We start from the raw sequence: 12,187 nt of genomic DNA on the forward strand, positions 1-12,187 counted from the left end.
GTCTACTCGGTCTCCCGCTACCTCTCCGACCAGTCGGACATCCAGGTGCTGAGGGTCAAGGACTACATCCGCAACCCCAAGATGAACGGCTACCGCAGCCTGCACGTCATCTACGCCGTGCCGGTCTTCCTGACATCGGGCCCCCACTACACGCCGGTCGAGGTGCAGTTCCGCACCATCGCCATGGACTACTGGGCCTCACTGGAGCACCAGCTGCGCTACAAGTCCGACCTGCCCGACGCCCGCCTGGCCGAGCATTCGCAGACCCTGCTGGACTGCGCCCGCTCCCTGCAGAACATCGAGGTGCAGATGCAGTCCATCCACCGCGACATCTCAGGTTCGCCCCAGGAACAGGAGACCGACGACGAAGCCATCAGCGGCAATACCGATTAGCTGAATCCTCACAAATCCTTTACCATAGGAACCAGGCCAGGTGGAAGGGTTGGGGCTTCCGCCGGGTCCCAGGAGGAGGCCCCGCCTGCAAGGTCGGGTCTCCTCCTGTACCACCATTACTCAGAAGTCGAATTTGTCGGGATCCGCGCCGGTGCGCTCGTCCCTGTTCATGGCGGTGATGGCCTTCATATCCTCATCGCTCAGCTCGAAGTCGAAGACCTGCGCGTTCTGCTCAATCCGCTCCTTGTGGGTGGACTTGGGGATGACGATGACCCCACGCTGCAGATGCCAGCGCAGCACGATCTGCGCCGGAGAGCGGTCATAGCGCTCGGCCATGGCCTTGAGCCTGGGGTCGGCCAGCAGGTTGCCGCCGGTGCCTCCCAATGGGCTGTAGGCCTCCACGTCCACACGCAGGGTACCGTGGCAGTAGTCGATCAGGTCGTCGTTGACGAACTGGGGTGAGGACTCGATCTGGTCGACGGCAGGCTTAGTGCCGCTGATGGTGTGCAGCTCGTCCAGGTGGTGCTTCTGGAAGTTGCAGACCCCGATGGCACGCACCCGCCGCTGAGTGTAGAGCTCCTCCATGTCCTCCCAGGCCTGCTGCCAGCCCTTGGCGGGCCAGTGGATCAGGTAGAGGTCCAAGTAGTCCACGCCCAGCCGGTCCAGGCTCTCCTTGAAGGCCTCCTTGGTCCGCCCTGCACGGATGTCGTCATTCCAGAGCTTGGTGGTCAGGAAGACATCCCGCCGGTCAACCCCGGAGCGGCGCAGACCCTCCCCCACTGACTGCTCGTTGCCGTAGATCATGGCGGTGTCGATGTGGCGATAGCCCGCCTGCAGAGCCCAGGTGACGGCCTGACTGGTGGCCTCTCCGTCGGGTGTTTGGAAGACCCCGAGCCCCAACTGGGGAATGCTGATCCCGTTGTTGAGGGTGACGACGGTATCGGTGACGTTTCCGGTCATATAGGCATACTCCTTGTCGGCCGATCAGAGGCCGTGACGTGTTGTCTGTTCATTCTATCCGGCAGGCAAGATGGAATCAGCTGTTGTTTAAGTCCTACCGTCGCGCTTCTGCATTTCGTGCGTTCTCTGTTGGCTTGGTGGTAAAGTGAAAAGTGGGGATGTTGGGAGATAACTGGCTTCTGCTTTATGGGCGATCGACGCCCACAGTAGCGACGGTTCATCGACTTGAAAGACGTTAATGCTGATAGGCAGGCGGCCTTGATACCGCTTGGCATTGGTGAAGGGGATTGATTTCATGCATCTGGATACCCGCCTGCGTCGTGCATCGGCGACGGCGATCGTCATGCTGGGTCTGTTGGCAGGCCTGGGTGTCGCGTCCGCCAACGCGGACGATGTCGTGTCCGCCAGTCCGGCGGGCACTCATGTATTTAGCGGGAGGGGGGGGGGTCGTCAGACCCCTCGCGTAGCTGAGCAAACCCCCGTCACACTCCCCTGCCTTCACCCTCGCCGCTGCAAACCGCATCACCCCTGGATCCCACGGCACCAAGCCCGGGCCCGTCAACGCCGAAGGATGCCATCAACAGCACAGAATCCTCTACAACCAAGCCATCCGGCAAGACGGACGGTCACGCCTCGCACACAGTGCGCTTCGACCCAGGCGACGGCAACACGCCTACCCGGTCAACTGTGAAAGTCGGCACCCTCGCATCCCCTCCGGAAAACAACCCCGTGCGTGAAGGCTTTCGGTTCGACGGGTGGACACGCGAAGGCCAGCCCTATGACTTCCAGACCCCCGTCCTACAGGACACAACACTGAAAGCCAAATGGAGTAAAGCCACGGACTGGACGCTGAGCCCGGACCACGGGCCCGCCTCCGGCACCCGATTGACCATCAGCCCGCCCAGCCGGATCCTCATCGTGGACTCGGACGGGCAAGCCTGGATCTGGAACACAGGCAAGACCGCCAACGTCAAGCCCGAACGCATCAGGCAGGACCAGGGCATGCGCATCAGGCAAGCTCAAACCCTCGGCCAGGGGTTCATCCTCCTGGACGCAAACGGGCAGGCCTATTACCTGGCCGACGGCAAGACAAGCCTCGCAACCACCGGCCTGCCGGAAAACATGAAAGCCAGCCGGATCACCACCAACAAGAACCAGGCCGTCACCGCCGGCACGGACGGCCACATCTGGACCTGGAAGCCCGGTGAGTCGCCCACGCGCGCGGACAACGGGAGCCAGCCCTACACGCAGGCCGCCATTACGGGCGGCAGGATCACCGCTATCAGCAGGCAGGGCAGCCTATACCAATGGAGCATCAACACCCAGAGCCAGCCAGACAAGCCAGCAAAAGTCAATACCACCCAGGCGGCCATTCTCGAATCAGCCAGCCTGGACGGCCAGTCGCTGACACTCAACAAAACAGACGGCTCCTGGCAGACGGAAATGCCAGCAAGCCAGCCCGGACCAGTCACCATCACACTGACCGGCAGGCAGGACGGCAAGCCCTTCACCCGAAGCTTCAACTACACGGTCGACCAGACGCTTCTGAAGGACATCCGACAGAGTTCCACCTACACGGTCACCTTCAAGACGGACGGAGGAAGCCCCAAACCCGGAGACCAGCAAGTCACCTATCCCTACGGAAGAGTCCAACGGCCCTCACCCGACGCGACCCGCAGCGGCTACCAGTTCGACGGATGGTTCATCAACGAAGTCGCCTACGACTTCAGCAAGCCCGTCACCGACAACCTCACCCTCACCGCCAAGTGGACCAGCAAACCCCCCAACACCTCCTGGAGGATCAGCCCCGACAAGGGCAGCCAGCTCGGCCACGAAACCACCACCATCACCCCGCCAGACAGCACCAGCGGTATCAGGTTCAGCCAGGTCGGCGGAGCAAAATACTATACCTATGTTTTTTCCTTGGCCGTGGGCAGCGACGGGAACGCCTACGCAAGGGGAGACAACACCTATAGCTGGCTCGGCGACGGGACGACCACTCAACGGATTACGCCAAACATAGTGAGGAAACCTGCAGGCGTGCCGACCGACTTCACCTATGTGCAGGTCAGCGCAGGAAAATGGCATTCGCTGGCTTTGGGTAGCGACGGATATGTATACGCCTGGGGCAGCAACCAGCATGGTCAGCTCGGCAACAACACCGCAACGAATTCCTCTGTTCCTGTGCGCGTGCGCGACCCCGCCAGCCCCACGGATCCGAACAAAGGACTCAAAGCCATACAGGTCAGCGCCGGAGACGATCATTCACTGGCATTGGACAGCAACGGATACGCATACGCCTGGGGAGAAAACATCTATGGCCAGCTCGGCGACGGCACTACTGACGACTCAAACGTTCCTGTGTCGGTGTTGTTCAACCTGCAGCCGGTGATCACTGCAGCCAAGTTCGACACCGGCCCAGGCACGAACCTGGCTCCTGTTAGCAACAGCAACAGCATCACCGTGCTCACGCCCGCACACCAGCCAGGTGCGGTCACGGTCAGCGTCGACTACGCAATGGGCGGCGCAGGACAGGTTTTGACTGACAAATCTCTGACCTACCTGTATCTGCCTGCAGGCGTGCTCCCAAGGGCCGGCGGGGAAGGCATCCTGCTCGCCCTGGCCACCGGCATGACCGGCATGGGCGAGGTCCTGGCCTCGCGCCGCCACAGGAGAGAACGGCACAGGCTATTGCATACTTCGCACGAGTAAGACAGGCCGGAGGCTGATCAATCCCCCCACCTCCGGCTTACAACAGGGGCGCACGGAGGAATGCCACTTAAAACTCACCCCCAAGGGAGCCGGCACTCCTCTTGCGCCCCCACCACCACACTACTGTCAACTGCCGCTGACAGAAATTAGGAGCAGGCATGCGCGCCCCGCCTCTGCCCTCGAAAGGGAAACTCGGGCACGTGAATCAAAGGGCACAGAAACCCTAGTCCGCTCGGCCTTCGTCCGTGCTCCCAGTACCAGACAATCGCTGTAAACAAACGCTATTCCTCAACAAAAAATTCATTGTCGTCAAAGAGCTGATTTGACTTGTATGTGTTGTCTGTGGGCTGGGTGGTAGGATGAGAGACAGGGGAAGTCGAGAAGACGACTGGGTTCCGCCATGATTCGTGCAGTCTGTTGTGCGGACTGGCCTTGAGCGATTAGCAGCTTTCCGACAGGGAGAACCTTATTCTGCAAGCGGCGTTTGCTTCGCTTGGTGTTTGGTGAAGGGGCTTATGAGTCATGCGTCTGGGTAACCGGCTGCGTCGCATCCTGGTGATGATGATCGTCCTGCTGGGCCTGCTGGCAGGCTTGGGTATCGCATCCGCCCAAGAGAACGCTCCCATCCCCTCCGGGGAAGGGGGTCTTCAGACCCCTCGCGTAGCTGACGGAACCTCCGCCACTCCCCCCAGCAACGCAACAGACACTCCACTGTCCTCACCCTCACCAATACAAGCCACTACGCCACTAAGCCCCACGCCAGGCGCCCAGCCATCGACGACGGGCACGCCGTACAGCACAGACCACGCTCCGGCCAAATCAGGGGAGAAGACAGATGATCAAGCCGTGCATACAGTGCGTTTCGACCCGGCCGACGGCAGCAAGCCCACCCAGGCGAGCGTGAAAACCGGCACCCTCGCCACTCCCCCGCAACAGAACCCTCAGCGTCAAGGCTTCCGATTCGAGGGGTGGACGCTTGACGGCCGGCCCTTCGACTTCCGGACCCCCGTCCTCCAGGACATGACCCTGAAAGCCAAGTGGTCGAAGGCCACGGACTGGACGCTGAGCCCGGACCACGGGCCCGCCTCAGGAACCGTCCTGACCATCAGCCCGCCCGACAGGCAGGAGCCTCAGTTCGCCAGCATCCAAGCCGCAGGAAACCAGATCCTCGGCCTGACCGGGGACGGCCGCATCCACACCTGGACGCAGGACGGCACGCCCAAGCAGGTCCCCTTCCCAGCCCAGTCTGCCGACGGGTTCCGCTACCTGCAGGCCGCAGCCGGCAGCCAACGGCAGGCGGCCCTCGGATCCGACCAACGGATCTACACCTGGAACAACCAGCAGTCGACGCCCGCCATCCTCGACACCGGCCAGGATGCCGGGTTCACCAGCATCAGCATCACCGATAATCGGCTCCTGGCAGTGGACCGGCAGGGACAAATTCTCGTCTATCAGGCCAGGGATGCCGACAGCCAGGACCCGAACCCGAAACTCATACAGCAGGCCACAACCAGCCTGCCCGGAAAAGCACAGGCCGTCACCGCTGTCTCTTCTAGCAGCCGGATCCTCGCCCTGGACACGGACGGACAGGCCTGGACCTGGGACGCGAGCGATACCGGCAACGCCAAACCCGCACACGTCAAGCAGAAGCCGGGCATGCGCATCGTCCAAGCCCAAGCCCTCAACCAGGGGTTCCTCCTCCTGAATGAGAACGGGCAGGCCTGGTATCTCGCCGATGGCATGAGCAGCCCCACAGTCGCCGGCCTGCCCGACGGCACGCAGATCAGCAGAATCAACAGTAGCAGCGATCAGGCCACAGTCCTTGACAAAGACGGCCACGTATGGGCCTGGAAGCCCGGCAAGACGCCCGTCCGCGCGGACAACATGGGACAGGTTTACGTGCAGGCCACGGCTGCCGGCAGCGGGATCACCGCCATTGACAAACAGGGCAGCATATTCAGATGGAACATGGACGCCCAGGGCAAGCCCGGAAAACCAGCCCAGCCCGACACCATCCAAGCGCCTATCCTGGAAACAGCCAGCATGGACGGCCAGCCACTCAAACTCACCAGAGATAAGGATTCCTGGCAGACGGACGTGCCCGCCCACACTCCCGAGTCGGCCATCATCACTATCACCGGGAAACAAGGCAATCAGCCCTTCACCAGAAGCCTCGACTACACGGTCGACCAGACCTTGACCAGAGACGTCCAAGAGGGCTCCGCCTATACGGTCCATTTCAATACGGGCGAAGGAGGCCCGACCCCCCAGGACCAGAGCATCCAGCCGGTCTACGGCAGGGTCCAGCGCCCCTCCCCCGATCCGACGCGCCAAGGCTGCCAGTTCGACGGATGGTTCACCGGCAACATCGCCTACGATTTCAGCAAGCCCGTCACCGGCAACCTCACCCTCAGCGCCAAATGGACGCTTGTAGACCCCAACAACACGTGGAAGATCAACCCCGACAAGGGCAGCCAGCTCGGTAAGGAATCCACCACCATCACCCCACCAGCAACGAGAAACGGCATCAGGTTCAACCAGGTCAGCAGCGGAGGATACGTATATGGTGATCTGACGGGGTATTCGCTGGCTGTGGGCAGCGACGGGAACGCCTACGCCTGGGGCAACAACAAGTCCGGCCAGCTCGGCAACGGTACGACCGTCCAGCAGAACACGCCCGTCCCGGTGCCAAAGCCTGCGGGCACACCTATGGATTTCACCTACGTGCAGGCTGATGCCGGCGGCTATCATTCGCTGGCCATCGGCAGCGACGGGTACGTGTACGCCTGGGGGCTCAACGACCACGGGCAGCTCGGCAACAACACCACATCCAATTCGTCGCTACCTGTGCGCGTGCACGGGCCAAACAACTCCAGCGAAGGGCTGAAAGCCATCCAAGTCGCCGCAGGAGCCTGGAACTCCATGGCATTGGCCGCCGACGGCACCGTATACACCTGGGGCGGCATATCCAAAGGAGGCGGCTATGACTGCTTCAGCCCGCAGAACGTGCCCATGGCGGTCAAGGACCCTTCGGATGCGAGCGGCGTCCTCCACGCCGTGCAGATCAGCACCAGCTGGTCCTTCGACATGGCCCTCGGCCAGGACGGGTACGTGTACACCTGGGGCTACAACCACCATGGCCAAATCGGCAAGAACACCACCGACAATAGTGTCCACCTCACGCCCAGCCGCGTGTTCGCCTCAAACAAATCCACGGCTGCTGCGGGCCCCTGGCTGAAAGCCGTCCAAGTGAGCGCCGGCGGATGGTTCGCATTAGCTATCGGCGAGGATGGCAACACATGGGCATGGGGCTACAATCAGTACGGTTCGCTCGGCAACGGCTACAGCAGCACAAATACAGACACGAATTATGTTCCCCAAAAGGTGCGATACCCCGCGAATGCGGGCGCAGTGACAGCCGTGCAGGTGAGCGCAGGACTTTACCATTCATTGGCCGTCGACACGGACGGGAACACCTGGGCATGGGGACGCAACAACTACGGCCAGCTCGGCGACAACACCACCAGTGACCGGCATTCCCCGGTGAAGGTGTTTGCCTCCGCGCAGTCCACGAGCTCGGCCGAACCCTGGCTGAATGCCATGCAAGTCAGCGCAGGATGGCAGAATTCACTGGTGATTGGCACGGACGGAGTCGCCTACGCCTGGGGACAGAACTGGTATGGCCAGCTCGGCAATCCCAATGCAGGAAGGCAGAGTCTTGTTCCTTCACCGGTGGCGTTCAACCTACAGCCGGTGATCACCGGCGTCACCTTCAACACCAGCCCCGGCACGAACCTGATCCGCGGCGATGGCAGCAGCGTCAGCGTCACCACGCCCGCACACCTGCCGGGCACAGTCACAGTCAGCGTTAAATACACAACGGGCGGCGCGGGAAATAACCTGACCGACACTTCCCTCAGATACACGTACATGCCCGCAGGAGTCCTTCCCAAGGCCGGAGGGGAAGGCATCCTGCTGGTCCTGGCCACCGGTATGACCGGCATGGGCGGGATCCTGGCATCCCGCCGCCACCGGAGGGAAACACGCCAACTGTCACAAGCTTCGCACGAGTAAGACGGGCCGGGCGGCGTATCAATCCCCCCGCCCCCGACCCATATAGGGGGGGGGGGGAGCAGGGAGAAACGTGTCATTTAAGTAAGGCTCAACCCCAAGAGAGCCGACACCCCTCCCGCGCCCCCACCACACTTCTGCCTGTGAGGATACAGGCAAACCTCTCTTGTTGCCGCCCAGGAATGGAGATGAACACAGAAGAGTCGACCATAGAGTTTGCAAAGTTTGCAACTCGAGCCGGCCCGGACGCTGTCCGTGCTCCCGTTCTCAAATAACGCTGTCAACAACGACTCTCCTTGACCGAGAGGATCACTGCCGCCAAGCAACTGCCTCTGGTTCGTGTGTTGTCTACTGACCGGGTGGTAGGGTGAAAAATAGGGGATGTCGAGAAGACAGCTGGCTTGCGCCATTGGCTCCTGCGATGTGATGCAGGGTTGGCGTTGGCAGGAAGAACTTTATTAGGCAGGCGGTGTTGATCCCGCTTGGTGTTTGTGAAGGGGTTTTGGTTTCATGCATGTGGTTTCCCGTCTGCGTCGCATCATGGCGATGACGATCGTCCTGCTGGGCCTGCTGGCGGGCCTGGGCGTCGCATCCGCCCAGGCGGACGCTCCCATTCTCACCGGGGGGGGGGGGGTCGTCAGACCCCTCGCGTAGCTGAGCAAACCCCTGCCACTGTCCCCGGCAACGCATCAAATATTCCACTTTCCTCGCCATCGCCGATACAAGCCACCCCACCGTTGAGCCCAGCAACACCAAACCCGCACGCCCCGTCATCGCCGACGGGAACACCTGAGGGCACAGGCTCCGCTCCGGCCAAGTCAACAGAGAAGACGGCTGATCGCGCCACGCACACGGTGCGTTTCGACCCGGCCGACGGCAGCACGCCCACACAGGAGACCGTGAAGACCGGCACGCCCGCCGCTCCCCCGCAGCAGAACCCGCAGCGTGATGGCTTCAGGTTCGACGGATGGACACGTGACGGCCAGCCCTACGACTTCCAGGCTCCGATCCTGCAGGACACGACCCTGAAAGCCAAATGGACGAAGACCACGGACTGGCGGCTGAGCCCGGACCATGGGCCCGCCTCCGGCACCAGACTGACCATCATCCCGCCCGACAGGCAGGAGCCCTATTACACGAGCATCCGCACGGCAGGAGACCAAACCGTCGGCGTGACCGGCGACGGCCGCATAAACACATGGACGAAAGACGGCACAACAACACAGGTGCCCTTCCCCGCCCAGGCTCCCGGCGGGTTCCGCTACCTGCAGGCCGCAGCCGGCAGCCACCGGCAGGCCGCAATCGGATCCGACCAGCACATCTACACCTGGGACAGGGGCCAATCAACGCCCACGATCCTGGACACCGGCCAGAACGCCGGGTTCATCAGCATAAGCATGAACGGCGACCTGCTCCTGGCCGTGGACCGGCAGGGACAGGTACACGCCTATCAGGCCATACAGGCCGACAGCCAAAATCCGAACCCGAAACCCGCAGCACAGGAAGCCATCGGCCTGCCCGGGCAGGCGCAGGCCGTCCTCGCCGTCGCATCCGGCAGCCGGATCCTCGTCGTGGACACAGACGGGCAGGCCTGGACCCGGGAGACAAGCAACACCGGAAAAGCCAAACCAGAACCCATCAAACAGGAACCGGGCACGCGCACCGTCCAGGCCCAGGCCCTCAACCAGGGGTTCCTCCTCCTGGACGCGGACGGGCAGGCCCGGTACCTGGACGACAACACAGCCAGTTCTGCAGCCCTCGGTCTGCCCGAAAACAGAACAGCCAGCAGTATCGCCGCCAACAAGGACCAGGCCGTCATCACCAGCACGGACGGCCGCATCTGGACCTGGAAGCCCGGCGCAACAGCCATCCGGGCAGACAATAGTGAACAACCCTACACACAGGCCGCCGCTGCCGGCAGCAGCATCACCGCCATCAACCGACAGGGCGACCTGTTCACGTGGAGCCTGGACGCTCAAAACAATCCAGGCAAGCCAGCCAGAACCGACAATGCCACCGGACCCATCCTGGAAACAGCCAGCATGGACAGCCAGGCACTGACACTCAGCAGGAAAGACAACTCCTGGCAGACGGAAATCCCCGCCCGCAAGCCCGGACCAGCCGCCATCACCATCACCGGCAAACAAGACAATCAGCCTTTCACCAGAAGCCTCAATTACACGGTCGACCAGACCCTGACTAAAGACGGCCAACAAGACGCCACCCACCAGGTCACATTCAATACAGTCAAGGGAAGCCAGACACCCGAACCTCAACAGTAATCCTACCCGTACGGCAGGGCGAAGCGCCCCTCCCCCGACCCGACGCGCAACGGCTACCAGTTCGACGGATGGTTCATCGGGGCGGTCGCCTACGACTTCAGCAAGCCAGTCACCCAGAATCTCATCCTCACCGCCCACTGGACGCCAGGCAGATGGACCATCAACCCCGACAAGGGCAGCCAGCTCGGCGGACAGCAAACCACCATCACCCCGCCACCCGGCCAAGACATCAAATTCAACCAGATCAGCGGAGGAAAAGACTGTAACACTGGCTTTTCGCTGGCCGTGGGCAGCGACGGAAACGCCTACGCATGGGGATTAAACAGCTATGGTCAGCTTGGCGACAACACCAGAAACAATCGGATAATCCCCGTGAAAGTGTTCGCCTCCAATCAGTCCACAAGCTCTGCAGACCACTGGCTAAACGTCGTACTAGTGAGCGGCGGTTGGCGGCATTCGCTGGCGATCAGTACTGACGGAAACGCCAACACATGGGGAGAAAACCGGTATGGCCAGCTCGGCGACGACTTCAGAAACGACTCGAACGTTCCTGTGTCGGTGGTGTTCAATCTGATACCGGTGATCACCGGTGTTAGATTCGACCAGACCCCCGCATCAGGGCTGACGCGCGGCGACGGCGGCAGCGTCACCGTGACCACGCCCGCACACCAGCCGGGCACGGTCACCGTCAGCGTGGACTACACGATAGGCGGCGCAGCACAACAGCCGGACGCCTCCCTCAAATACACGTACCTGCCTGCAGGCGTGCTCCCCCAAGCCGGCGGGGAAGGCATCCTGCTCGCCCTGGCTACGGGCATGACCGGCATGGGCGGGGTCCTGGCCTCACGCCGCCACCGGAGAGAACAGCACCAGCTGCTTTACGCTTCGCACGAGTAAGAAAGGTCGGAGGCGTATCAATCCCCCCGCCCCCGGCCCATCAAGGGGGAGCAGGCAGGACAAGTGCCACATAAGGCTCAACCCCAAGAGACACTTCCCTCCCGCGCCCCCACCACACTCCGTCCACCCTTCCAAGGGCTGGACGGCACATCAGGAGAGGGGCAACCGCCATGGCGGGATGTGGGCATGCAATCCCCCCCCCTATGGCGCTATCCCCGCCCGATTCCAGCCAGAGCAAACACCCTGTATACCGCCAAAACGGCCATGTAGACTTGAATAAGACGACCAGCCCGCCACAGGCGGGAAGACAAGGAGGAGCAGATGGCTTTCAACGGGAATCCACGGCCTCAGGCCCCATACAGTCAGTACGCGCAGCAGCCGATGCCGACCATGCAAGGTGGTGAGCCCTACGGCGTGGGCTCGCCCATCGACACCAACGCAGCATACAGCTTCGAAAAGGCGGAGCGGGTCTCCATGTCCCGCGCCTATGCGGAGATGGCGGTCGGCCTGCTGGTCACTGCCCTGACGGCCTATCTGACCGCCCGGACTGGACTGCTCATGGCCTTCATGCAGGCCACGGGCGCCCTGGGCTGGATTGGCATGGCCGTGGTCCAGGTGACCTTCGCCATGATTCTGAGCGTCCGGGTTATGCGCATGCGCACCTCCACCGCCCGGATCATGTTCTACATTTATGCGGCCCTGATGGGCTTCACCCTGAGCACCATCTTCATCACCTACTCCCTGCCGTCCATCATGCTGACCCTGGTGATCAGCGCAGGCTTCTTCTTCGTCCTCAGCATGCTGGGGCTGACCACGCGGCGCAACATGCTGGGCATGGGGTCCATCTTCATGGCCGGCCTGCTCATGCTGAT

4 protein-coding genes and 2 pseudogenes are annotated in these 12,187 nt (G+C 62.1%); 5 read left to right on the top strand and 1 reads right to left on the bottom strand.

The features are described 5' to 3' along the window. Nucleotides 1–393 (top strand): GTP pyrophosphokinase (locus AC0AP0_RS04715; protein ID WP_490429530.1); only part of this gene is annotated, 393 nt, incomplete at its 5' end. Between the two features lie 120 nt (nt 394–513). Here AC0AP0_RS04715 and AC0AP0_RS04720 read toward each other — a convergent pair. Continuing rightward, nucleotides 514–1,353, bottom strand: a complete 840-nt coding sequence (locus AC0AP0_RS04720; RefSeq protein ID WP_490429531.1) for an aldo/keto reductase — start codon at nt 1,351–1,353, stop codon at nt 514–516. 295 nt (nt 1,354–1,648) lie between these two features. Between AC0AP0_RS04720 and AC0AP0_RS04725 the strand changes: the two are divergent. The 4 genes and pseudogenes from AC0AP0_RS04725 to AC0AP0_RS04740 all read left to right on the top strand — a co-directional run. Further along, a pseudogene (locus AC0AP0_RS04725) lies at nt 1,649–4,065 on the top strand (InlB B-repeat-containing protein). A gap of 522 nt (nt 4,066–4,587) precedes the next feature. Further along, nucleotides 4,588–8,139: an RCC1 domain-containing protein gene (locus AC0AP0_RS04730; protein ID WP_490429532.1), complete on the top strand. Its 3,552-nt coding sequence runs from the start codon at nt 4,588–4,590 to the stop codon at nt 8,137–8,139. A gap of 507 nt (nt 8,140–8,646) precedes the next feature. Beyond that, a pseudogene (locus tag AC0AP0_RS04735) lies at nt 8,647–11,315 on the top strand (InlB B-repeat-containing protein). 321 nt (nt 11,316–11,636) lie between these two features. Then, a partial coding sequence (locus AC0AP0_RS04740; protein ID WP_490429533.1) for a Bax inhibitor-1/YccA family protein occupies nt 11,637–12,187 on the top strand: 551 nt, incomplete at its 3' end.

The sequence above is a fragment of the Bifidobacterium sp. POST2/T3 (B1) genome, from assembly GCF_058197115.1.